We start from the raw sequence: 23,282 nt of genomic DNA, 5'->3' as shown, positions 1-23,282 counted from the left end.
TCATCCTCCGGTTCCGGCGGTCTGGGGGGAGCTGCCGACGGCAGCCTCACCGTGCGGGGCGCCGCCGATGCCCATCCGGGCGGGCAGGCGCATGGTGAAGGTCGATCCGGTGCCGGGGCGGCTCCACAGCCGCACCTCGCCACCGTGGTTGGCGCAGACGTGCTTGACGATCGCCAGGCCGAGCCCGGTGCCGCCGGTGGCCCGCGAGCGGGCCGGGTCGACCCGGAAGAAGCGCTCGAAGACCCGCTGCTGGTGCTCGGGGGCGATGCCGATGCCGCGGTCGGTCACGGCGATCTCGATCGAGCCGTCGACCGCGCGCCGGCTCACCGACACCGACGAGTCCGCCGCGGAGTAGGCGATCGCGTTCTCCAGCAGGTTCGTCAGCGCGGTGACGAGCAGCGTGCGGTCGCCGTCGACGACCAGCCCCGAGTTCTCGTCGGCGGTGATCTCGACGGCGTGCGACTCGGCGGAGTTGCGGCTGCGGGCCAGCGCCTCGGAGACGACCTCGTCGACGTCGACGGCGGCCAGCGCGGGCAGCCGTTCGGCACCGGTGAGCCGGGACAGGGCGATCAGCTCCGAGACCAGGTTGCCCATCCGGGTCGCCTCGCGCAGCAGCTTGTCGCCGAACCGGCGGACCTCGCCGACCGCGTCCGGGTCGGGCTCGCCGCCGTCGGCGCGCTCCAGGCCGTCGAGGCTGTCGAGCAGGGCCTCGGCCAGCAGCGCGACCGCGCCGACGGGGGTCTTGAGCTCGTGCGAGACGTTGGCGACGAAGTCACGTCGGGTCGCCTCCAGCCGGGCAACCTCGGAGGTGTCGACGGCCTCGACGAGCGCGAAGCCGTCGCCGAGGGAGCGGATCCGGGCCTGCACCGCGACCGGGCCGCGGGGCGTGCGGTCCAGCGGCGAGAGGTCGACGGTGTAGTCGCCGGAGGCGAGCAGCCGGTCCCCGCCCTGCACCCGTCGGCAGGCGGCGAGCGCGCGCGGGTCGAGCCGCTCGCCGGTGACGGCGCCGAGCGCGGCGGCCCGCCGGTTGTGCAGGAGCACCTCGCCCCCGGCCCCGACGACGGCGAGCCCGGAGCTCGACTGCCGGAACGTGCGGTGCAGCAGCTCGCCGAGGGTGGGGCCGTCGACGGCGACGGGGTCCGCCGGAGGGCGGCCGGTGCCGGGGCTGGTCCGGCCGTGCGACGACCGTCGCGCCAGTGCCACCCCGGCCGCGAGACCGAGGAGCAGGGCGAGGGCCGAGATCAGCCACGCGAGCGTGGTCACGGGTGCATGGTAGGCAGCCGGGGGTACCCCCTGACCAGCGCCGGACACCGGATGGTGACGCCCGCGACCCCTCCGCGCGACACTGTTCGGTCCCCGTTCACCGTGGGTTCAGCGAACCCCGCCCCGAGGTCCCCAGGGTCACTTTCGAGGCTGAGAGCGCCGCGAGGGTGCCCCTGGGAGCACGACGGGGTGGGGTGGGGTCAGCGGCCCTGGTTCGCCACCCCGGCGATGGCCTCCTGCGCCGCGGCCGGGTCGAGGTAGCGCCCGCCGGGGTTCGTCGGCGCCAGGTCGTCGTCGAGGTCGTAGACGAGCGGGATGCCGGTGGGGATGTTGAGACCGGCGATGTCGGCGTCGGAGATCCCGTCGAGGTACTTCACCAGCGCGCGCAGCGAGTTCCCGTGCGCGGCGAGCAGCACGACCTTCCCGTCGCGCAGGTCCGGCACCACGGCCTCGGTCCAGTACGGCAGGAACCGGTCGACGACGTCGGCCAGGCACTCGGTCAACGGCGCGTCGACACCGGCGTAGCGCGGATCGGCGTCCTGGGAGAACTCCGAGCCCTTCTCGATGGGCGGCGGCGGGGTGTCGTAGGAGCGGCGCCAGAGCATGAACTGCTCCTCGCCGTACTGCTCCAGGGTCTGCTTCTTGTCCTTGCCCTGCAGGGCGCCGTAGTGGCGCTCGTTGAGGCGCCAGTCGCGCCTGACCGGGATCCAGTGCCGGTCGGCGGCGTCGAGGGCGATGTTCGCGGTGGAGATGGCACGACGCAGCAGGGAGGTGTGCACGACGTCCGGCGCGACGCCCGCCTCGGCCAGCAGCTCGCCGCCGCGGCGGGCCTCGGCCTCGCCCTGGGAGGAGAGCGGCACGTCCACCCAGCCGGTGAACAGGTTCTTCGCGTTCCAGTCGCTCTGACCGTGACGCAGCAGTACGAGGGTCGGCATGGCTGACAGCCTGCCACCTACCCGCGGGAAAGGTCTCCGAGCACGTCCCCGAACGTGTCCACCAGCACGTCGACCTCGTCGTGGGTGACCACCAGCGGCGGGGACAGCCGCACCGTCACGCCGTGGGTCTCCTTGGCCAGCACCCCGCGCCGGGCGAGCGCGACGCACACGTCGCGGCCGGTGCCGATCCGCGGGTCGACGTCGACGCCGAACCACAGCCCCACCCCGCGCACGGCGGTGATCCCGGGCAGCGCGCGCAGCCGCGTGTCCAGGTGCGCACCGAGCTCGCGGGCCCGGGCCTGGTACTCCCCCGTCGCCAGCAGTGCGCACACCGCGGACCCGACGGCGGCGGCGAGCGGGTTGCCGCCGAAGGTGGAGCCGTGCTCGCCGGGGCGTAGCACGCCCAGCACGTCGCGCCGCCCGACGACGGCGCTGACCGGCACGATCCCGCCGCCGAGCGCCTTGCCGAGGGTGTAGAGGTCGGCGCGCACCCCGGACAGGTCGGTGCACAGCGTCGCCCCGGCCCGGCCGAGCCCGGACTGGATCTCGTCGCAGACCAACAGTACGCCCCGCCGCTCGGTGAGCTCGCGGACCGTGCGCAGGTAGCCCGGCGGCGGCACGAGGACCCCGGCCTCGCCCTGCACCGGTTCGAGCAGCACCGCGACGGTGTCGTCGGTGAGCGCGGCGGCGAGCGCATCGGCGTCGCCGTAGGGGACGCGGTCGAAGCCGGGGGTGAACGGGCCGAAGTCGTCGCGGGCGACCGGGTCGTCGGAGAAGGAGACCACCGTCGTCGTGCGGCCGTGGAAGTTCCCCGCGGCGACGACGATCCGGGCCGCCCCCGGTGCCACGCCCTTCACCCGGTAGCCCCAGGCGCGGGCGACCTTGACCGCGGACTCGACGGCCTCGGCCCCGGTGTTCATCGGCAGCACGGCCTCGGTGCCGGTCAGGGCGGCGAGGTCGCGCTGGAACCCGGGCAGGCGGTCGTTGTGGAAAGCCCGCGCGGTCAGGGTCAGCGTGTCCAGCTGGGCGTGCGCGGCCGCGGTGAGCGCGGGGTGGCAGTGCCCGAAGTTGAGCGCGGAGTAGCCGGCGAGCGCGTCGAGGTAGCGGACGCCGTCGACGTCGGTGACCCAGGCGCCGTCGCCGTGGGACAGCACCACCGGCAACGGCGCGTAGTTCGCCGTGCCGAACTCCTCGGCGAGGGCGATCTGCCGGTCGGTGCCCGGGACCACGGCGGTCACGACCGCAGCTCCAGCGTGGCACACTTGATCCCGCCACCGCCGCGGCGCAGCTCCGAGGTGTCGACGCCGACGGTGCCGAACCCGCGCTCGGCGAGGTCGGCGGCGAACTTCTCGGCCTGCGGCGCGTGGACGACGGTGCGGCCGTCGGAGAAGCAGTTCAGACCCAGCACCGACGCGTCCTCGTCGGAGACGATCACCGCGTCCGGGAAGCGGAACCGCAGCACCTCCTGGGAGGCGTCGTCGAAGGCCGCCGGGAGGTAGGCGACCGCGCCCGGCCCGCCGGCCGGGTCGAGCACCGCGAACGCCGTGTCGAGGTGGTAGTAGCGCGGGTCGACGAGCTGCAGGGACACGACCTCGCGGCCGAACACCTCCGCGGCCTCGGCGTGCGCACGCGGGTCGGTGCGGAACCCGGTGCCGGCGTAGACGGTGTCGCCGACGAGCAGCAGGTCGCCCTCGCCCTCGTTGACGTGGCGGGCCTCGTGCACGGCGAACCCGGCGGCGCGGAACCAGGCGCCGAACGCGGGCCCCTCGGCGGCGCGCTCGGTGTGCCGGAACCGGGCGGTCAGCGCGATCCCGTCGATCACGGTGCCGCCGTTGGCGGCGTAGACCATGTCCGGGTACCCGGGCAGCGGGTCGACGAGCCGGACGTCGAACCCGAGGTCCAGGTAGACCGCGTGCAGGGTCTCCCACTGGGCCAGCGCGAGCCGGGTGTCGGTCGCCTGCTCCGGACGCATCCAGGGGTTGATCCGGTAGCTCACCGTGAAGTGCTCGGGGCGGCACATCAGCACAGAGGTCATGTGCACAGCATGGCGCGCACACCCCGTGCGCTTCCCGGCATGAAGCGCACGATCCGCGCGTGCTGCATCGGTTCTTAGCCGGATCCGGGCGTGCCGGGCTAGCATCCGGCGTCGTGGACGGGATCGACGCGATCGACCGCAGACTGCTGGACCTCCTGCGGGTCGACGGCCGGGCGAGCTGGGCGGACCTGGGCGGGCGAGTGGGCCTGTCGGCGTCGGCGGTGCGGCGGCGGGTGGACCGGCTGACCGCCCGCGGCGTGGTGCAGGGCTTCACCGTGCAGGTGGACCCGGACGCCGAGCGGACCCCGGGCGTGGCGGCCTACGTCGAGCTGTTCTGCCGCGGCACGGTCGCGCCGGCCGAGCTGCAGCGGATGCTCTCCGCAGTGCCCGAGGTCGTCACGGCGGGCACGGTCACCGGGGAGGCCGACGCACTGGTCCTGCTGCGCTCGCGCGACGTGCAGTCCCTGGAAGACGCCCTGGAACGGCTGCGACTGGCAGCGAACGTCGACCACACCCGCTCGGCCGTCGTCCTCACGTGGCTGGTCACCCGTTGAACTCGCCGGGGCACGGGCGTACCGTAAGAGTTGAGAGTTCAACTTCGTTCGATGGAGACCGGGATGCCCGTCCAGCGCCTCAACCACGCCGTCCTCTACGTCCGCGACGTCGCACGCAGCGTCGACTTCTACCGCGACACGCTCGGCTTCCGCCCCGTCGTCGAGCTCCCCGGTGGCCGTGGCGCGTTCCTGCAGGCCGAGGGGTCGACCAACGACCACGACCTGGCCCTGTTCGGGATCGGCGCGCAGGCCGGGGCCTCGCAGGCGGGCCGCGGCACCGTCGGGCTCTACCACCTGGCGTGGGAGGTCGACACGCTCGGCGAGCTCGCCAGGGTCGGCGAGCAGCTCCAGGCGGCCGGGGCACTGGTCGGCGCCTCGGACCACGGCACCACCAAGGCGCTCTACGCGCGGGACCCCGACGGGCTGGAGTTCGAGGTCTGCTGGCTGGTCCCGGCCGCCCTGGTCGACGGCGCCGACGACCACGACATGCGCATCGAGCCGCTCGACCTCGCGGCCGAGATCGCCCGCTACGGCGCGGACACCCGCGGCGGGATCGGCGTCTCGGTCCCGGCCTGAGGCCCTCCGACCCCGGCCCGAGTCACTCCGGTTCCGGCGTGCGGCGTTCCGATCCCGGCCCGCGGCGATCCGGTTCCGAGTGCGGCGTTCCGGCCCCGGTCCGAGGCGCCCCGGTCAGTTCGGCTCGTTGAGGTCCACCCGGTAGCCCGAGCGGGCCGAGAACTGGGCGGTGACCGAGAACCGGTCGCCGCGGACCAGGGTGTGCCGCCACTCCACGGGACGCCCGGCGGACAGGCCGAGCCGCTCGATCGACAGCGCGGCGACGCCCTCGTCGATGCCGAGCAGCTCCCGCTCGCCGCGCCCGGGCAGCACCGCCCGGATGTTCTCCATGCCCCCGTCGACACGGATCCCGCAGCGGCGCCGGTACTCGGGGTAGATGCCGGTGTGGGTGAAGTCGACGTCGAGCAGGGGCGCCGCCAGCTCCTCGGGCAGCCACACCCGATCGACGGCGAGCGGCTCGGCGTCGGCGAGCCGCAGCCGCTCCAGGTGCACCAGCGGCGTGGACTCCTCCAGCCCCAACCGGGCAGCGACCACGCCGTCCGCGCGGACCTCGAAGGTCCGCACCACGCTGCGCTGGGTGCGCCCGGCCGACTCGACCGCCACGTAGAGCGAGTACGGCTCGTCGAGCGGCTGCTCGATCTCCGAGCGCACCGTCGGGCGGGCGACCCGCCCCCGCCCGGCGACGACGGCGCCGTCCTCCCGCAGCCGGCGCAGCGCCTCCCGCACGGTGTGCCTGCTGACCGCGTAGTCGGCGGCCAGCGCGAACTCGCCGGGCAGTGCCTCGTCGAACTCGCCGTCGGACAGCCGGCGGCGCAGGTCCGCCAGCAGCTGCTGCCACAGCGGCATCGCGCCGTTGCGGACCAGTGCTCGCGCCGTCATCGCCCACCCCCTTCGCGCGTGATCACCGTAGGCGAGCGCCGCGGGCTCACCGCACGGCGGCCCGCGTGTGACGCCGGGTGAGCAGCACGCCGACACCCACGACGACGGCCGCGATGAGCCCGGTCATGCCCAGTTCGAAGCGCGAGCCCTCGCGGGCGGCCATGTAGACGAGCACCACCGGGATCACGACGATCACCGCCCAGGTGAGCACCGGGTAGGCCCACATCCGCACCGGCATCGCGACGCCGTCGCGCTCCAGGACCCGGCGCATCCGCAGCTGGGACACCGCGATGACCAGGTAGACCAACAGCGCGATCGCACCGGAGGTCGCGAGCAGGGTCTTGAAGACCTCCTCGGGGAAGGCGTAGTTCGCGATCACCGCGACGAACCCGACCAGCGTCGACCCGAGCACCGCGAACCGCGGCACACCCTGCGAGGTGGTCCGGTTGACCAGGCCGGGGGCCTGCCCGCGGCGGCCGAGCGAGAACAGCATCCGCGAGGCGGTGTACAGCGCCGAGTTCAGGCAGCTCGCGACGGCGACGAGCACCACCACGTCGACGATGAGCTTGGCCGACGGCACGTCCAGCGCCTCCAGCGCCGCCTGGTAGGACCCGACCGCGGGCAGCCGCGGGTCGTTCCACGGCACGATCGCGACCACGAGCAGGATCGAGGCCAGGTAGAACACCGCGATCCGCCAGATCACCGAGCGGGTGGCCCGGCCGATCCCGCGCGCCGGGTCGCCGGACTCCGCCGCCGCGATCGTGACGATCTCGGTGCCCATGAAGCTGAACATCGTCACCAGCACCGCGGCGACCACCGCGCCCGGCCCGTTCGGCAGGAACCCGCCCTCGGACACCAGCCGGGACAGCCCCGACACCGACGAGTCGTCGCCGACGAACCCGGGCAGCAGGCCCAGCACCGCGAGCACCCCGACGACGATGAACGCGATGATCGCGACCACCTTGAGCAGGGCGAACCAGAACTCGAACTCGCCGTAGTTGGCGACGGAGAACAGGTTGGTCACCGTCAGCAGCACGGTGACGGCCAGCGCCCAGCCCCACTGCGGCACCCCGGGCAGCCACGAGTTGAGGATGAGTGCGGCAGCCGTCGCCTCGACCGGGATGACGAGGACCCAGAACCACCAGTACAGCCAGCCGACGGTGAACCCGGCCCACGGCCCGATCGCCCGGTCGGCATAGGTGGAGAACGAGCCGGAGTCCGGCTGCGCGGCCGCCATCTCGCCGAGCATCCGCATCACCAGCACGACCAGCGTCCCGGCGAAGAGGTAGGCCAGCAGCACCGCGGGGCCCGCGGTGGCGATCGCGCTGCCGGAGCCGATGAACAACCCGGCGCCGATCACCCCGGCGATGCTGATCATGGTGACGTGCCGGTCGCGCAGCCCCGCCCTCAGCTCGCCACCGGTCTCCGGCCGGTGCGTGGTCTCCGTCATGGCGCCTCCCCCTCCTCGGTGCCACAGCCGGCGGTGGCCGGTGCGATGCGCAATGGTCACCCGGGCGTCGCCCGTTGTCACACCCCGGTGGGTCTCCGGGGGCGGCGCCTAGCCTGGGCGGCATGGGATTCAGCGCGCAGCTGCGGGAGTCGACGGCCGCGACCTGGGACGCGGCGGTGGGGCACCGGTTCGTCGAGGAGCTGTGGTCCGGCGCCCTGGACCGCGGTGTGCTCCGGCACTACCTGGAGCAGGACCTGCAGTTCGTCGACTCGTTCCTCGCGCTGCTCGGCGCCGCCGTCGCGACGGCCGACCGGTCCGGCCCGCGGGTCCGGCTGGCCCGTCAGCTGGGGCTGGTCGCGGGCCCGGAGAACGACTACTTCGAGCGCTCGCTCGGTGAGCTCGACGGGAACGCCGAACCGGAGCGGGCCGCGCCGACCGTCGGGTTCGTCGACCTGATGGGCGAGGCGCGCGACGCCGGGTACGCCGAGAGCCTGGCCGTGCTGGTCGTCGCCGAGTGGCTGTACCTGGACTGGGCGACCCGGCCGGGCGCGACAACCCCCGACGACCGGATCTCCCGCGAGTGGATCGAGCTGCACCGCGGTGTCGAGTTCGAGGAGTGGGTCGCGTTCCTGCGCGACGAGCTCGACCGTGCCGCCGACCGGCTCGACCCCGCCCACCGCGAGCGGGTCGCGGCGCTGTTCGTGCGCGCGGTCGACCTGGAACTGGCGTTCTTCGACGCCGCCTACGCCGGCTGAACCCTGACGACGGCCTTCACGATCTGCGCCCTGGCGACGACGACGCCGGCGCAGACGGCGGTCACCGAGGTGAACGCGGACCGGCCGGTGCGCCGGTCGAGCGTTCCGCGGAACGCGACCTCCCCGCCCCGCGGGGCCTGAGCGGGCAGCGTGACCGCGGTGGACACCGACACCGCGTGCTCGGCCTCGGTGAGGTGCGGCAGGACGGCGAGCAACGCGCCCACCTCCAGCCCGACGGCCAGCGCACCGGCGTGCGCACCGCCCGCGCCACCGTCGGCGAGCTCACCGATCTCGAACGCGACCCCGGCGGCCGGGTCGGCGTCGTCGACCGGCCGGGCGCCGAGCGCGGCCTGCAGCGGGACGGCGAGGACGAGTGCGACCCGGTGGGCCAGGGCCGGTCCGGTCAGCAGCGGTGCGCTCACCGGGCCGAGTCTGCGCGCCGGGGGTGACCGGGCGTCGACGTCCGGATGACGATCCGGGGCGAGCGGCTGCGAGGATCGCCGGCATGGGAGCCAACCGACGGGCCGTGGTGGTCGGCGCCGGGATCGCGGGCCTGAGCTGCGCGCTCCGGCTGCGGGAGCGGGGCTGGTCGGTCCGGGTGCTGGCCGACGTGCCGGTGAAGGCGTCGACGTCGCACCTGGCCGCGGCCGTGTGGTTCCCGACCCGGGCCGGGCCGCGGGACAAGGTCCTCGACTGGGGACGGCGCACCTTCGCCGAGCTGGCCCGTCAGGCGGCCGACGGCGTCCCCGGCGTCGTGATGCGGGAGTCGCTGACCCTCTATCGGGCGGCGCCGGAGCCGCAGTGGTGGGCCGACGCCGTCGGCGACGTCCGCCCGGCCCGGCCCGACGAGCTGCCGCCCGGCTACGCCCACGGCCTGCGCTTCGCGGTGCCGCTGGTCGAGATGCCGGTGCACCTGCCATGGCTGGCTGCCGAGGCGGGGCGGCGCGGGATCGTCCTGGAACGCCGCCGCGTCACCGCGCTCGACGAGGCAGGGCGGGACGCCGACCTCGTCGTGCACTGTTCCGGGCTGGGCGCGCGCACCCTGGTCGGCGACACCACGGTGACCCCGGTGCGCGGGCAGATCGTGCGCGTCACCAACCCCGGGCTGACGATGTCGGTCCGCGACGAGGCGCACCCCGGCGGCCGCGCGTACGTGCACCCCCGCGCGGACGACTGCGTCCTCGGCGGCACCCTCGACGACGGCGTCTGGGACGCGACACCCGACCCGGCCGCGGGCGAGGCGATCCTGCGGCGCTGCCGCGACATCGTCCCGGCCCCGCGCGACGCCGAGGTCCTGGAGCATCTCGCGGGCCTGCGCCCGGCCCGCCCCGAGGTGCGGCTGGAGGCCGAGCCCGCCACCGCGACCCGCCCGCGGGTGATCCACGACTACGGGCACGGCGGCTCCGGCATCACCCTGTCCTGGGGCTGCGCCGACGACGTCGCGGATCTCGCCGACGCCGCCTGACCCCGGTCCGGCCGTCCGCGGACGCCCGTTCGACGCGGACGACCCGCCGTCGACGGGCAGGCCGCGGCGAACCGCGGCGCGGTGGCTGCCCCGGCGCCCGAACCCGCCCCGGTGACGACCGTGGCTCACACGATGCAGAAGTCGTTGCCCTCCGGGTCCGCCATCCACAGGTGGTCCACATGTGGAGAACCTGGGGACAGGTGCTCCTCGACGACCCGCGCGCCCAGCGCACAGAGCCGCCGCGCCTCCGCGCCCAGCCGCTCGCCGCGCAGCTCGTCCGGCAGGTGCCGGCCCCCGGAGACCTGCAGGTCCAGGTGCAGCCGGTTCTTCACCGTGCGGGGCTCGCCGACCCGCAGGAACGACATCCGCGGGCCCGCGCCCTCCGGGTCGCTGATCGCGGCGACGTCGCCCCACTCGTCGGCGGGCACCTCGTGGTGGACCAGCCACGCCTCCCAGGTCGCGAACCCGGTCGGTGGCGGGGCGGGGGCGTAGCCGAGCGCAGCACTCCAGAACTCCGCGAGCAGGTGTGCGTCGGCACAGTCGACGGTGATCGTCCAGGGAGTCGCCATGGGTGGAGGCTACGGCCGGACCCCGACGGTTCCGCGGCCGCGCGAGTCGCGCCGATGCCCGGTCACGGGGTAGCTCTCCGCTTCCGATCACCCGGTGCACCGGTGGAGGGCGAGTGAACGGTCAGCCTCCCGGGGCAGGTGCACGGCGTCACGACCGACCGGGTGCGGCTGACCGGGATCACCCCGCTGACCGAGGAACACGCGCGCCGCTGAGCCGCCACCGTGGTGCACGTGCGGGACCGAGTGCTCGGCAACCCGATGCTGCTGGACGGGTCCGTCGCGCTGGACGAGGCGTTCGGGCTGCTGGCGTCCCGGTTCCTGGAGACGTTCCCGAACACCGTGCTCGACGAGGTCACCCGCCGCGGGCCGGCCCGCACCCCGGCACTGCCCGCCCGCCTGGTCCGCGGCGTCACCGAGCACCTGCGCGCGCACGCGCACCGTCCCGTCGACCCGACGGAGCTGGCCCGGCTGACCGGGGCCCCGGCCCGGACCGTGCTGGCCGGGCCGCGCCGGGCCGGGACCGACCCGGCCACCGTGCTGTGGCGCGCCCGGCTCCACGGCGTGCGCGACGACCTGTGCGCGACGGGCGACGCGACGGCGGTGGAGCGCATCGCGGGCCGGTGGGGCTTCGTCCGGCCCGGCGGTTCCGGGCGGCCTGCACCCGCGCCGTCGGCGAGACCCCGGAGGAGACCGCGGGCCGCTGACCCGCCCCGTCGCACCGGTACGGTCGCCGGGTGTGGATCGAGCTGGCGCAGCGGCTGTTCGACGTCGTCGAGCCTGCCCGGCCGGCCTCCCCGGACGACGTCGATGCCATCGGCACCGAGCTGGGCCACGAGGTGCCCCCGGACCTGCGGGCGCTGCTCCTCGAGACCGACGGGCTGCACGGCAGCCACGGCGCCGCCCTGGTCCATCCGGCCCGGCAGATCGTCGACGACAACCTGGCCCTGCGCCGCGACCCCGGCCTCGCCGAGCTCTACCGGCCCTTCGACCTGATGATCTTCTTCGCCGACAACGGCGGGGGGGACCTGTTCGGGTTCCCGGCACTGCCGAACCGCCCGGAGGTGGTCGTGTGGGACCACGAGACCGACTCGCACCACCGGGTCGCCGGATCACTGCGGGACTACCTCATCCGCCGGGCGGGCGGCGACGGCGACGACTGGTACCGCCGCTGACCCAGCGCCCTCGGGGAAGTGGTCGCCCGCTGCCCCGACCGCCCGGACGACGTCGATCAGTACATGAGCGCTGTCCGGGCGGCCCTCGACAGCACTCAGGTACTTCTCGACGTGCCGGATCACGGCGGTCGGTAGGAGAACAACTGGATCAGGTTCCCGCACGTGTCGTCCACGACCGCAATCGTCACCTCGCCGGCGGGGGTAGGTCGTTGGACGACGGTCGTGGCGTGCTCCGAGACGAGCCGGTCCACCTCGGCCTGCACGTCGTCGACCTCGAAGCCGACAGCGGGATGCCGTCCTCGACCAGCGCCGACTTGTAGGTCTTCACGGCCGGGTGCACATCGGGCGCGAGCAGCAGCTGCGGGCCCTCCGGGTCGCCGGGGGCGGTGACAGTGAGATGCTTCTATGACTGTCAAGCCGTCCGCGCGCGTAACTGGGTCGCGTTGAGGAGCCGGAAGAGTTCGCGGCTGATGTAGCGCTTGATGACGCGGATGATCTCGCGTCTGGTGGCGCCTTCCGCGGCCCGGCGAGCGTGGTAGGCGCGGGTGCGTGGGTCGTGTCCGAGCCTGGTCAGGGCGACGGTGTAGAGGGCCCGGTCGAGGCGGCGATCGCCGCCTCCGTTGAGCCGGTGGCGACGGGTGTTGCCCGAGGAGGCCTGCAGCGGCGCGACTCCGGCCGACGCGGCGAACGCCGCCTCCGAGTGCATCCGGCCGTGGTGCGACCACGCCTGCAGAACGGTCGCAGCGACCACGGGTCCGAGACCGTGGACGGCGAGAAGCGCCGGGGCCTGATCGGTGAGTGCTGCGGTCAGCGCGGCATGGTTGTCGGCCAGCTCAGCGTCTAGGTGTGATGCCCGGGCACGTTGGTCGAGATCGTGTGACGACATGGTCTGATCTGTAGACGGGTGAAGGCCTCCCGGGTGTGGAGTGGAGCTGTCGAGGAACCGCTCCGCCACCCAGGGAGGCCTTCGTGGCTCACGCTACCCACTCCAACGCCGCTCTCACCCCGCGCGCCCGGCTGCGGCTCGCTCGACTGGTCATCGATGCGGGCCACCCCGAGCGCCCCGGCCCACGCCCGTGCCTCACGTGGCGTGAGCCCCAGGATCTCGTCCGCGGTGTGCGTGGCCACCGTGAGAGCGTGGATCGCGAGCCGCGGAACGGCCAGCGGTTGCTCCGTCCACACCGGACTGCACCGTTGTGGACACCCCCGGACCGCCCGGCATGCCCCCACAGACACCAGAACGGCGCCCGCCCCGCATCGCTGCAGGTCACGGCGCCGTCCCGGGTGGTCGTGCGGGTCAGGCCTTCTCGGTCTCCCGGGCCCGCAGGTCCTTCCGCAGGATCTTCCCCGCGGCCGACTTCGGGATCTGGTCGATGAACTCGACCACGCGCACCTTCTTGTGCGGCGCGACCCTCTCCGCGACGAAGGTCATGACCTCGTCCTCGGTCAGGTCCCCACCCGAGGACTGCTTCACCACGAACGCCTTCGGGACCTCCTCGCCGTCGGCGTCCTTGACCCCGATGACCGCGGTGTCGGCGATCTTGTCGTGGGTCAGCAGCAGCGCCTCCAGCTCGGCGGGCGGCACCTGGTAGCCCTTGTACTTGATGAGCTCCTTGACCCGGTCGACGATCGAGTAGACGCCCTCCTCGTCGACGACGGCGATGTCGCCGGTGTGCAGGTAGCCGTCGGCATCCTTGGTGGCGTCGGTCGCGGAGTCGTTGTTGAGGTACCCGACCATCACGTTCGGGCCCTTCACCCACAGCTCGCCGCGCTCGCCGACACCGACCTCCTTGCCGGACTCCGGGTCGACCAGCTTGCACTCGATGTTCGGCAGCGCGAAACCGGACGAGTTCAGGTCGAGGTCGCCGCGGTCGTCGGGCATGCAGTGGCTGACCGGGGAGAGCTCAGTCATGCCGTAGCCCTGGAGCACGGTGCAGTTCAGCCGCTTGGCGACGGCGCGGCCGAGCTCGCCGTCCAGCGGGGCGGCACCGGAGAAGATCGTCTTCACACAGGACAGGTCGAACTTCTCGACGATCGGGTGCTTGGCCAGCGCGACGGCGACCGGCGGGGCGATGTAGAGCCGGTCGACCTGCAGGTCCTGGGTGATGGTCAGGAACTGCTCGAGGTCGAACTTCGGCATGGTGACGACGGTGGCGCGCGCGTGCAGACCCTGGTTCATCATCACGGTCATGCCGTAGATGTGGAAGAACGGCAGGAACGCCATGATCTTGGTCTCGCTGGTCACGTTGCCCATGACCTGGATCTGGAGCAGGTTCGCCACCAGGTTGCGGTGGGTCAGCACCACGCCCTTGGCCAGGCCGGTGGTGCCGGAGGAGTAGGGCAGCACCGCGGTGTCGGTCGCGGAGGTCGTCAGCTCGGGCGCCGGGGCACCGGAGCTCACGAGGTCGCGCAGCGAGTCGTGGCCCTCGGTGGCGTCGATGGTGAGGACGACGTCCTCGGACAGCCCGGCCTCCTTCGCCCCCACCACGGCGCGGTCGAGGAACGGCGAGACGGTGATCACCATCTTCGCGCCCGAGTCCTTGAGCTGGTGGGCCAGCTCGCCGCCGGTGTACATCGAGTTCGCGCTGGTCACGATCCCGTTGGCACGCAGGATGCCGTGGAACAGTGCCGCCCACTGCGGCAGGTTGGGCGCGAACAGCGCGACGACGTCGCCCTTTCCGATGCCGCGGGCGGCGAGCCCACCGGCGATCTTTTCGACCAGACCGTGGAACTCGGTGTAGGTCAGCTGGTCGCCGGTGGTGCCGTCGACGATCGCCGGCGCATCCGCCCGGTCGCCGAAGCCGTCGGCGAACAAGAACTCGGTGAGCGAGACGTCGGGGATCTCGACGTCCGGGTACGGGCTGCGCAACGACAAGGGTCGCTCCTTCGCGAGGTCCTACGGAACAGAGGCGACGCCGATCATCGCCCATGTGGGGCAGCCGTGCCAGGACCGCACTGCGACGGCGGCCGGGGCGGTCCGGTCCCGCGGAACGGGCCGGGACCGCTGCCGGACCGGACGGCCGGTGGCGAGGTGCCGTGCGGGGCGCCCCGTCGGGCCGGGTGACCCCGCTGCTCACCCCTCCGGTCGTGGCTCCGCCTGTGCCTCCGTCCGTGGCTCCGTGCGACGCAGCAGTTGGTGGGCCAGAGCCCCGACCAGCGCGGCCATCGTCACGCCGCTGCCCAGGACGAGCCGCAGCGTGACCGGGAGCCCCTGGTAGACCGTCGGCATCAGGACCGGCAGCAGCCCGGCCGCCAGGGCGAGCGTCGCCGTCATCAGCGCCCGGTCGTCGCCGAGCCCGCTCCTGGCGACCATCCCGACGCCGAGCGCGGCGACCATCGCGAAGACCACCACCCCCGCGGCGCCGACCACCGCGCTCGGCACGGCCGCGACCCAGCGAGCGACCGGGGCACACACCGACAGCACCGCGAGCAGCACGGCCGTGCCGACGGTGACGTACCGGCTGCGCACCCGCGACAGCCGGACGATGCCGATGTTCTCGCCGCTGGTGACCATCAGCGGTCCCCCGAGGAGCCCGGCGAGCACCGAGGTGACCCCGTCGCCCCGCACGGTCCGGGTGACGTCGTGCCGGCCCACCGGCCGGTCCACCGCCTCGGCGGTGAGCACCGTCTGCCCGGCCGCCTCGGCCATCGCGCCAATCGAGAACAACAGCAGCGGCACCATCGCGGGCAGCAGGAGCTCCGGCGCGCCGAACGGGAACGGCTCGGGCAGCGCCAGCAGCGGACCGGGCGCCGGCGGGGTGATCCGCCCCGCGACCGCGGCCACCACGGCCCCGGCGAGGATGCCGAGCAGGACCGCGAGCCGGCTCAGGCCACCGGGCAGGACCCGATGGGCGACGACGATCGTGCCCACCGTGACCGCGACCAGCGCGAGCGCCCACGGCGACGGCCCCGCCGGGGTGTCCGACACGAGCCCAGCGTTGATCTTCACCAGGTTGACGCCGACGACGATGATCATCGTTCCGAGCACCACCGGCGGGAAGAACCGCATGAGCCGGGTGAACACCGGCGCCAGCACGACGACGGCCAGCCCGGTGACCACGACCGCGCCACTCGCCGCGGCCGGTCCCGCTTCCCGCGCGATCTGCGCGAACAGGGCCACCGCCGCCCCACCGGGCAGCATCACGAAGGGCAGCCGGGCGCCGATCCCGAACGGACCGATGGACTGCAGTGCCGTGCCGATCCCCGACACCAGCAGCAGCGCGGCGAGCAGGCGGGCCCCGGCGGCGGCGTCGAGCTCCAGCGCCGCGGACAGGAGGAAGGCCGACGAGACCGGCCCGGCCACTATCACCAGCAGGTGCTGCACGGACAGCGGCGCCAGCACCCGCAGCGGCACCCGCTGCCCGGTCGGGTCGACCGTCGGCGCGCTCACCGGTCCAGCCAGGGCAGCTCGTCGGGGGCGTAGCGGTAGGCCCGGAACAACGCGTTCGACGGCCCGGGGAAGTTCCGCCGGACCCGTTCGTCGGCGTAGGTGCCGATCTCGGGCAGTACGTACTCCCAGCAGACCCTGCCCTCCCCGGTCACCTCGAACAGCCTGCCGAACCCGGACTCGGTGATCAGGGTGTTGCCGCCCGGCAGCCGCTGGACGGCTCCCATGAACGGGGTGAAGAACGCCTCGGGCTGCGGGTCCCGCCAGCTCCACACGACCTCGTGCAGCTCCGGGTCCAGTTCGACCACCGTACTGAAGGGGACGCTCTCCCCCGGCCGGAACACGCCGTTGTCGAAGACCAGGACGTTGCCGTCCGGGAGCTCCTGGGCGTGGTGCTGCTGGGACACCGTCCCGGGCGCCGACCGGCGCAGGACCTTCCCGCTGGCCCGGTCGATCACGATCACCGCGGAGACCGACCGCAGGCTGGCGAGCACGGTGCCGTCGGTCATCGGCACGACGCTGTTGATCAGGGGCCAGTGCTCGCGCGGGTAGTGCGACCCGAGCGGGTACTCGTCGGGGTCGAGGTGCTCGGCGGCGTGCCAGCGCCACGTCTCGGTCCCGTCGGCGTCGACCTCGGTGATCACGTCGGCGTACACCGCGCCCGCGTGCTCGGTGCCGGGGACGCCCCCGCGGACCGCCGCCGAGGCGGCCGGCCCGAGCTCCTCCAGCACCGTGTAGAGCACGCGGCCGTCGCCGAGGTGGTGCGCGTCGTGGTGGGCGAGCGGGTCGCGGTGCTCGCGCACGACGGTGCCGTCGGGGGCGAGCTCGGCCATCACCCCGCCGCGGTACTTCTCCCAGAACGGGAAGAGCTCCGGGCCGTCGGGATGCACACCGTTGTACGCCAGGTTCCCGTTCGGCAGGATCCGCGCGTGTCTGCCCGCCCGCCACGGAGGCCGCCACTCGTGAACGACGGTGCCCGCCATGTCCACCAGCCGCACCAGGCCGGTCTCCGCGCCACCCGCCGCCAGCGGCGTGTACAGGGTGTACCCGGGGAACGCGTGCTCCGGATCGTGCTCGATCAGTCCGGTGCGTCGCCGTGCCAGCGTCCGCTGGTCCATGAGAACCTCCCACAGGAATCAAACTTTTGACATCAAAAGTTTGAGCCAGTCCGGGCCGGGAGACCAGGCCCGTGTGTGAAAGGTGTGTGACATGTCAGGGCCTCAGGTGGGCGTCGTCGTCCGCGCGCTGCGCCGGGAGCGCCGCGCCACCCTCGCCGACGTGGCCGCGGCCAGCGGCCTGTCCGTCCCCTTCCTGTCGCAGGTGGAGAACGGCAGGGCCGCGCCCAGCATGCGGTCGCTGCAGGCACTGGCCGCGGCCCTGGACACCACCGCCGTCGCGCTGCTCTCGGCCGCGGAGGAGGCGGGCCGGGTCGACGTCGTCGCACCGGAGGACAACGCCATCGCCGACGGGGCGGGCCGGGTCCGCGCCCTCGTCCGCGGGGACCGGCACCTGCACGCGCTGGAGTTCACCGGCAGCACGGGCCGCGCCGGGGACTCCTTCCGCCACCCGCACGACGAGCTGCTCTACGTCGTGCGCGGGACCGCGCGGGTCTGGGCCGGCGACGAGGAGTTCGAGCTCGCCGCCGGCGCCGCGTTGTACTGCTCCGCCGGTGTGGACCACCGCTGGACCGCCCTGACCGATGACACCACCGTGCTGCTCGTGGGCATCAACGATCGGGCCAGGGTGTCGCTGCCGGCCGGCCCGCCGCGGGCCGCGGACCGCCTGTGAGGGTCAGTCGTCGAACAGGTGCTCGAACGCCGTGAGGTTCGCCGTGGACTCGCCGTGTTCGGTGCGCCAGCCGTACTCGCGGCGGATGGAGGAGGCGAAGCCCAGCTCCAGGAAGGTGTTGAAGTCGCCGTCCGCGGCCTCCAGCACCGATCCGAGGACGCGGTCGAGCTCGTCCGCGGTGACGGCGTGCCGCGCCAGCCGCCCGACGAGGTGGATGTCCCCGACCCGGTCCAGGCAGTAGTGCACGCCGTAGAGCTTGGCGTTGCGCAGCAGCATGAACCGGTAGACGCCCTCGTGGTTCTCGTCGGGCCTGCGGCACACGAACGCCTGCACCGCGAGGGTCTGTTCGCGCAGGATCAGCCAGGTCTGGGTCTGGAGCCGGGCCTCGCCGGGGAGGGTGACCAGCCACTGCCCGGGTCCACTGTGGGCGCACTCGGCCCCGGAGTCGGCGAGCGCGGCCCCGATCCGCTGCTCCAGCTCGCTCATGCGTCCCCCCGTCGCCGCGCCGCGAACTCGGTGCGGGCCTCGGCGTAGGCGCCCAGCAGGGCGTCGGTCGTCCGGTCCCAGGAGAAGCGGTGCGCGTGCGTCGCCGCGGTCCGCCCCATCTGCTCGCGACGGCCCGGGTCGAGCGCGAGCTCGCCCAGCGCGTCGGCCCAGTCGGAGATGTCGTGCCCGGTGACGAGCAGCCCTGACCGGCCCTCGGCCACGGCGACCGGCAGCCCGCCCACCCGGGTCGCCACCACCGGCGTCCCGCAGGCCTGGGCCTCCAGCGCGACCAGCCCGAACGACTCGTTGTGGCTCGGGACGGCGACGACGTCGGCCGCCCGGTAGACCGTCACCAGCTCGTCGCCGGCCCGCGGCGGCAGGAACCGGACCAGATCGATGATCCCCAGCTCGGCGGCCAGCTCGTGCAGCGAGGTCGGCTCGGCCAGCCCGGACCCCGACGGTCCGCCCGCGACGAGCACGACGAGGCGTTCACGCAGCCCCGGTACCCGCGCGACCAGCTCGGCGGCGGCGCGCAGCAGCACGTCGGGGGCCTTCAGGCGCTGGATGCGCCCGACGAACGCCAGCACCACGGCCCCGGCCGGAAGTCCCAGCTCGGCGCGCGCCGCGGCCCGGTCACCGGGCCGGAAGCGGTCGGTGTCCACCCCCGGCGGGATGGTGACGGTGCGGTGCGGGTCGGCGTCGTAGAGGTCGAGCAGCTGCTTGGACTCGATCTCGGTGTTCGCCACCAGCCGGTCCGCCTCCGCGACGACCTGGTCCTCGCCGATCACCCGGACCCGCGGCTCGGGGGTGTCCCCGGCGGCGAGCGCAGCGTTCTTGACCTTGGCCAGGGTGTGCGCGGAGTGCACCAGCGGCACCCCCCAGCGGTCCCGGGCCAGCCACCCGACCTGACCGGACAGCCAGTAGTGGGAGTGCACGACGTCGTACCAGCCCGGGTCGTGCCGGGCCTCGGCCCGCAGCACCCCGGCGGTGAACGCGCACAGCTGGCTCGGCAGGTCGTCCTTGCCGAGGCCCTCGAAGGGGCCGGCGGCGACGAACCGGACCGTCGCGCCCGGCTCGAGCTCGACCGTCGGCGGCTGCTCCGACGACGTGGCGCGGGTGAAGATCTCCGCCTCGACGCCGCGGCGGGCCATCCGGATCGCCGTCTGTGCGACGTAGACGTTCATCCCGCCGGCGTCGCCGGTGCCGGGCTGCTCGGTCGGGGAGGTGTGCACCGACAGCACCGCGACACGTCGGGGCAGTCGTTCACTCACCCGAGCATCCTGACACGGCGCCGGAGCGCCAGCGCAGCCACCAGCGCCCGCAGCGGGTCGGCGGCGTGCCAGTCGTCGCCGCGGCCGGGCCACGCCGGGACGGTCACCGTCCCGCCGTCGTCGAGGTCGACGACCAGCCGGTCGTGCCGGTGCAGCCGCCCCGGGGGCGCGGTCTCCCCCAGCGCGGCCAGCGCCGCGGCGACCTCGGGGTCGGCCGTCCACGGGCCGGGGGTGCCGGTGCCGCGGGCCGTCCCGGCGGCCCGGTCCGAGGCCAGCGGCACGTCGAGCAGCTCCGCGAGCGCGGCCGGATCGGGCCCGCCGGGGACCGCGGGCACCGCGTCCAGCGCGGGCAGCACCCACGGCGCGTCGAGGACGACGGCGCGGTCGGTCGGCGCGACCTGCCCGGTCACCGTGCGGACCCGGTCCGGCGGGTCGACGTCGTCGAGGTCCACCCGCCCGTCGGCGACGGCCGCGGCGAGCGCGGCGTAGGCGGCCGCGGCGACCTCCCCGCTCACCATGCGGGCCGGGTCGGCCAGCCGGTCGAGCAGTTCGACGACCTCGTCCGGCCCGTCGACGACGACCCGGTCGCGGACCCCGACCGCGGCGAGCACCGCGTCGTCGACGCCGGGCAGGGCCGCGACCTCGTCGTAGAGCCCGGCCAGACCGGTCGCCGAGCGCAGCCGCCACGTGCTGGGCAGCCGGCCGTCGAGGCGGACGTGGCGCGACAGCCACCAGGCGGTGTAGCCGGTGAGCAGCGCCGCCCGGGTGTCGCGGTCGGCGGCGAGCAGGGCCAGCGCCGCGGGCCAGCGGTCGTCGGCGACGAGGTCGAGGTCGCGCACGGCGGGCGGGGTGTCACCGTCGTCGGGGTAGTGCTCGGCGTCGTGCAGCACCTCAGGGTCGAACGGGACGACCGTGAACCGGTCCAGCACGCCGGCGGCGACCAGGGCGTCGCGGGACACGTCGGCCCACTCCGGCCCCAGCACGCCGACCGGGGCGTCCGGGTCGAGCAGGTCCCGGACGGCGGCGTCGGGCAGGACGAGCTCGTCGGCGCGGGCGGGGCGGCCGTCGTCGTCGGTGAGCGCCAGGGACCCGAACCGCGGGTCCGGCTCAGCGGCGGGGGTGTCGAGCAGAGCGAGGACGGCACGGGCCGCCGCGGTGGTGTCCAGGCCGGCCTCGGCGTCGTCGACGGACCGCTCGACGGCCGCGTGCAGGGCGGGGGCGTCGAGCAGGGTGTCGCGGTCGGCGTCGGCGGCACCGAGACGGCGCAGCAGCGGGTGGACGGCGTCGGGGTGGGCGATCCGCAGCTCGGGGAGCGCCGTCACGGCGGCCGGGGCGTCGCCGTCGGGGAACAGCACCGAGGCGGGCCCGGGCACCAGATGACCGTCGACGAGCGGGACGGGCAGCGCGCCCAGCTCGGCCGCCAGCCCCGGGACGGCGTCGACGGCCGGGGCGAGGGCCGCGTACAGCTCCCGCCACCAGCCGGGAGCCGCCTCGACGCCGGTCAGCCGCTCGGCCAGCGCTGCCGCGCCGACCCGGTCCACGCCGAGCGCGGCGGGCGGGACGACCCCGGATGCGACGAGCCGGGCGAACGCCGGGTCGCACGCGGCGAGCAGCTCCGCCACGCCGTCGCCCGGGACGTCGAGCCACTCCGCCCGACTCGGCGCGAGCAGTCCCGCGTCGTCCTCCGCGTCGTCCTCCGCCGCCCCCGGTGCGGTGCCGGTGGGGGATGCGGCGGCGGGGAGCCACGGGGTGTGGGCGAGGGTGGTGAGGAGGGCGTCGCGGAGTCGACCGTCGAGCGGCGAGCGCGGGAAGCCCGGCTCCGGCACCAGCCCGGCGCGGTCGGCGGGGTCGACCCTCCGGACGAGGTCGGCGTAGACGGCCGCCGCGGCGTCCACCAGCACGTCGAAGGCCGGGTCGTCGGCACGGATCCGGCGGCGGTCCGGGTCGAGCGGGAACGGCGCGATCAGCCGGGCGGGCAGCGAGAGCTGCTCGGCGCTGCGGGTGGGTGCGTGCAGGACCTCGCCGTCGTCGGGTCCGTGCGGGGCGGGCCGGTCGCCGCGCAGTCGCAGCGCCCAACGGACGCCCGCGGCCCCGGTCACCAGCAGGTACCCGGTGTCCCCGACCCGCACCCGGCCGTCGCCGAGGTCGGAGCGGGCGACGGTCGCCGGGCCCGCGGTCACCGACTCCAGCACCGGGAGCGCCAGCAGCAGGTCACCGGCGGTGCGGGCGAGCTCGTCGAGCAGGTCGTGCGGGTCGATGCCGGGTACCGGACGCAGCCGGACCTCGGTGGCGAACCCGGGCGGCGGCGGCTCCTCCTCCGGCGCGGGCCAGGCCAGCCGCAGCACCGGCACCCGGGCGTCGTGGGCCAGCTCGGCAGCCGCCTCACCGCCCAGTGCGGCCACCTCGACCGCGGTCCGGGCGGCGGAGAACGCGACGCCGCCCGCGGCGGTCACCAGGCGCGGCGCGGTGCAGACGGCGAGGACCGCGGCGAACCCGACGCCGAAGCGGCCGGTCGCGCCGGCGGTGTCCCGCTTGGCCGAGGCCCGCAGCGCGGCGAGCGCGGCGACCCCGGCGGCGTCGAGCGGGGCCCCGGTGTTGGCGACGCGCAGCTCACCGTCCACCACGACGGCCCGGACCCGGCCGGGCAGGTCCGCGGCGAGCGCGGCGTCGGCGGCGTTCTGGAGCAGCTCGGCGACCCAGGTGTCGGCGTAGCCACCGCGGCGCAGGTCGTCCTCGGCGTTGACGTCCTCCCGGAACCGGGTCGGCGACGACGACCAGGCCGTCAGGACCCCGTCCCGCAGCGCCGCCGTGCCGAACGGGTCGGTGCCGCCCGCAAGGCCGGTGGGGCTCAGGACCCGACCGGCTCGAGGTCGACGCCGTCGTCGTAGACCAGCGCCGAGACGTGGACCGGGGAGCCGGACGGCTCGGTGACCGAGGAGTGCGCGCCACAGCCGAACTCGACGGCGACGACCTGGGCGTCGGCCGGGGAGGAGCCGTTCGCGCAGACCCCGAACACCCCGTGCAGCGACCCGGCGAGCGGCACCAGGAACCCGCAGGTCCCGCAGGACGCCGGCGCGGACCGGGCGAGGTCGGCGGCCGGGCCGCGCTCCCCGTCCTGCCAGCGTTCGGCGGCGGCGATGCGGCCCTCGTAGGACAGCACCCGTTCGCGGCCGAGCCCGACCTCGCGGGCCAGCGCGTCGACGGCCGGGTCCCCGGAGTCGACGTAGCCCGGCACCAGGCGCGGGTCGTCGGCCGGGGTGGGCAGCAGGTCGCCGGGCTTGAGGTCGCCGGGACGCACGCGCTGGTCCCACGGCACCCAGTCGGGGGCGACGAGCGCGGTCGAGCCGGGCAGCAGCACCGACTCCGAGACCGTCACCGGCCCGTCGTCGGCCGCGGCGGCGACGGTGACCGCCCAGCGCCAGCCGCGGTAGCCGGGCAGGTGCGCGGCGAAGGAGTGGGTGACCGAGCCGTCGTCCTCGACGGTCGTGCCCAGGTGCGCGCCGACGGCGGCCACGGCCGCGTCGGCCCCCAGCTCGTCGGCCGCCTCCTCGACGGCCGCGGCCCGCGCCTCGTCCACCGCGTCGAACAGGTGCGACGGCGCGGGAGTCGCCCTGGGCTGCGGCGTCTCCGCCCGCTCGTCACCGCAGTCGCCGACCTCGACACCCACCTCACCAGTGCTCACCTCACCAGTGTGCCA

General features: G+C 74.6%; 22 protein-coding genes. 6 read left to right on the top strand and 16 right to left on the bottom strand.

From position 1 onward, the window contains the following. From XF36_RS00390 to ddaH, 4 genes are all read right to left on the bottom strand, one after another. Complete coding sequence (locus XF36_RS00390) at positions 1-1,263, bottom strand: sensor histidine kinase (protein ID WP_060710437.1); 1,263 nt, start codon at positions 1,261-1,263, stop codon at positions 1-3. 200 nt (positions 1,264-1,463) lie between these two features. Further along, positions 1,464-2,198 carry a phosphoglyceromutase gene (locus tag XF36_RS00385; protein ID WP_020624973.1) on the bottom strand — a complete coding sequence of 245 codons (735 nt, stop codon included), beginning with the start codon at positions 2,196-2,198 and terminating at the stop codon, positions 1,464-1,466. Between the two features lie 17 nt (positions 2,199-2,215). Next, complete coding sequence (rocD, locus tag XF36_RS00380) at positions 2,216-3,436, bottom strand: ornithine--oxo-acid transaminase (RefSeq protein WP_060710436.1); 1,221 nt, start codon at positions 3,434-3,436, stop codon at positions 2,216-2,218. Then, positions 3,433-4,233 (bottom strand): dimethylargininase, encoded by an 801-nt coding sequence (ddaH, locus tag XF36_RS00375; protein ID WP_060710435.1) that lies wholly within the window; start codon positions 4,231-4,233, stop codon positions 3,433-3,435. The genes rocD and ddaH overlap by 4 nt, the downstream gene beginning before the upstream one ends. 113 nt (positions 4,234-4,346) lie before the next feature. Between ddaH and XF36_RS00370 the strand changes: the two genes are divergently transcribed. After that, positions 4,347-4,787, top strand: coding sequence for an Lrp/AsnC family transcriptional regulator (locus XF36_RS00370; protein ID WP_020624976.1), 441 nt, complete (start codon positions 4,347-4,349; stop codon positions 4,785-4,787). A 63-nt stretch (positions 4,788-4,850) separates the two neighbouring features. Then, the gene (locus tag XF36_RS00365; protein WP_060714305.1) at positions 4,851-5,363 is read left to right on the top strand and encodes a VOC family protein; all 513 of its coding nucleotides are present in this window, start codon (positions 4,851-4,853) and stop codon (positions 5,361-5,363) included. Between the two features lie 114 nt (positions 5,364-5,477). Here the strand turns inward: XF36_RS00365 and XF36_RS00360 are convergent, their stop codons facing one another. Both XF36_RS00360 and gabP read right to left on the bottom strand, forming a co-directional pair. Continuing rightward, on the bottom strand, positions 5,478-6,242 hold the full coding sequence (locus tag XF36_RS00360; RefSeq protein WP_060710434.1) for a GntR family transcriptional regulator: 765 nt from the start codon (positions 6,240-6,242) through the stop codon (positions 5,478-5,480). Between the two features lie 46 nt (positions 6,243-6,288). After that, positions 6,289-7,692: a GABA permease gene (gene gabP / locus XF36_RS00355; RefSeq protein WP_060710433.1), complete on the bottom strand. Its 1,404-nt coding sequence runs from the start codon at positions 7,690-7,692 to the stop codon at positions 6,289-6,291. Positions 7,693-7,814: 122 nt separating this feature from the next. Here gabP and XF36_RS00350 point away from each other — a divergent pair, with 122 nt between their 5' ends. Further along, positions 7,815-8,447, top strand: coding sequence for a TenA family protein (locus XF36_RS00350; RefSeq protein WP_060710432.1), 633 nt, complete (start codon positions 7,815-7,817; stop codon positions 8,445-8,447). Here the strand turns inward: XF36_RS00350 and XF36_RS00345 are convergent. Then, a complete protein-coding gene (locus XF36_RS00345; RefSeq protein ID WP_060710431.1) occupies positions 8,435-8,869 on the bottom strand; it encodes a hypothetical protein in 435 nt (144 codons plus the stop codon). The genes XF36_RS00350 and XF36_RS00345 overlap by 13 nt on opposite strands. 83 nt (positions 8,870-8,952) lie before the next feature. Here XF36_RS00345 and XF36_RS00340 point away from each other — a divergent pair, with 83 nt between their 5' ends. Further along, positions 8,953-9,912 carry an FAD-dependent oxidoreductase gene (locus tag XF36_RS00340; protein ID WP_060710430.1) on the top strand — a complete coding sequence of 320 codons (960 nt, stop codon included), beginning with the start codon at positions 8,953-8,955 and terminating at the stop codon, positions 9,910-9,912. 125 nt (positions 9,913-10,037) lie between these two features. Here XF36_RS00340 and XF36_RS00335 read toward each other — a convergent pair whose 3' ends face one another. After that, the gene (locus XF36_RS00335; RefSeq protein WP_060710429.1) at positions 10,038-10,481 is read right to left on the bottom strand and encodes a VOC family protein; all 444 of its coding nucleotides are present in this window, start codon (positions 10,479-10,481) and stop codon (positions 10,038-10,040) included. Positions 10,482-11,215: 734 nt separating this feature from the next. On the opposite strand from XF36_RS00335, the gene XF36_RS00325 reads away from it, so the two are divergent. Beyond that, on the top strand, positions 11,216-11,653 hold the full coding sequence (locus XF36_RS00325; protein WP_060710427.1) for an SMI1/KNR4 family protein: 438 nt from the start codon (positions 11,216-11,218) through the stop codon (positions 11,651-11,653). Positions 11,654-12,065: 412 nt separating this feature from the next. On the opposite strand, the gene XF36_RS32085 is transcribed toward XF36_RS00325, so the two are convergent. The 4 genes from XF36_RS32085 to XF36_RS00305 all read right to left on the bottom strand — a co-directional run bounded on the left by XF36_RS32085 (position 12,066) and on the right by XF36_RS00305 (position 17,158). After that, entirely contained in the window at positions 12,066-12,404 is a 339-nt protein-coding gene (locus tag XF36_RS32085) for a transposase (RefSeq protein ID WP_168169442.1), read from the bottom strand. 546 nt (positions 12,405-12,950) lie between these two features. Then, a complete protein-coding gene (locus XF36_RS00315) occupies positions 12,951-14,528 on the bottom strand; it encodes an AMP-binding protein (protein ID WP_060710425.1) in 1,578 nt (525 codons plus the stop codon). Between the two features lie 198 nt (positions 14,529-14,726). Beyond that, on the bottom strand, positions 14,727-16,043 hold the full coding sequence (locus XF36_RS00310) for a uracil-xanthine permease family protein (protein ID WP_060710424.1): 1,317 nt from the start codon (positions 16,041-16,043) through the stop codon (positions 14,727-14,729). Further along, positions 16,040-17,158: an aryl-sulfate sulfotransferase gene (locus XF36_RS00305; protein WP_060710423.1), complete on the bottom strand. Its 1,119-nt coding sequence runs from the start codon at positions 17,156-17,158 to the stop codon at positions 16,040-16,042. Before XF36_RS00305 ends, XF36_RS00310 begins: the two co-directional genes overlap by 4 nt. A gap of 91 nt (positions 17,159-17,249) precedes the next feature. Between XF36_RS00305 and XF36_RS00300 the strand changes: the two genes are divergently transcribed. Then, positions 17,250-17,828, top strand: coding sequence for a helix-turn-helix domain-containing protein (locus XF36_RS00300; protein ID WP_060710422.1), 579 nt, complete (start codon positions 17,250-17,252; stop codon positions 17,826-17,828). Positions 17,829-17,831: 3 nt separating this feature from the next. On the opposite strand, the gene XF36_RS00295 is transcribed toward XF36_RS00300, so the two are convergent. The 4 genes from XF36_RS00295 to XF36_RS00280 form a co-directional block, all read right to left on the bottom strand. After that, complete coding sequence (locus XF36_RS00295) at positions 17,832-18,314, bottom strand: YbjN domain-containing protein (protein WP_060710421.1); 483 nt, start codon at positions 18,312-18,314, stop codon at positions 17,832-17,834. Continuing rightward, the gene (mshA, locus tag XF36_RS00290) at positions 18,311-19,585 is read right to left on the bottom strand and encodes a D-inositol-3-phosphate glycosyltransferase (RefSeq protein WP_060710420.1); all 1,275 of its coding nucleotides are present in this window, start codon (positions 19,583-19,585) and stop codon (positions 18,311-18,313) included. The genes XF36_RS00295 and mshA overlap by 4 nt, the downstream gene beginning before the upstream one ends. Continuing rightward, positions 19,582-22,233: a sacsin N-terminal ATP-binding-like domain-containing protein gene (locus tag XF36_RS00285; protein WP_414706226.1), complete on the bottom strand. Its 2,652-nt coding sequence runs from the start codon at positions 22,231-22,233 to the stop codon at positions 19,582-19,584. The genes mshA and XF36_RS00285 overlap by 4 nt, the downstream gene beginning before the upstream one ends. A 200-nt stretch (positions 22,234-22,433) precedes the next feature. Beyond that, positions 22,434-23,267, bottom strand: a complete 834-nt coding sequence (locus XF36_RS00280) for a DUF3027 domain-containing protein (protein ID WP_349675522.1) — start codon at positions 23,265-23,267, stop codon at positions 22,434-22,436. Positions 23,268-23,282 lie beyond the last annotated feature (15 nt).

The organism is Pseudonocardia sp. HH130629-09, assembly GCF_001294645.1.
Lineage (GTDB): Bacteria > Actinomycetota > Actinomycetes > Mycobacteriales > Pseudonocardiaceae > Pseudonocardia.
This window is presented reverse-complemented; position numbering and strand designations above follow the sequence as displayed.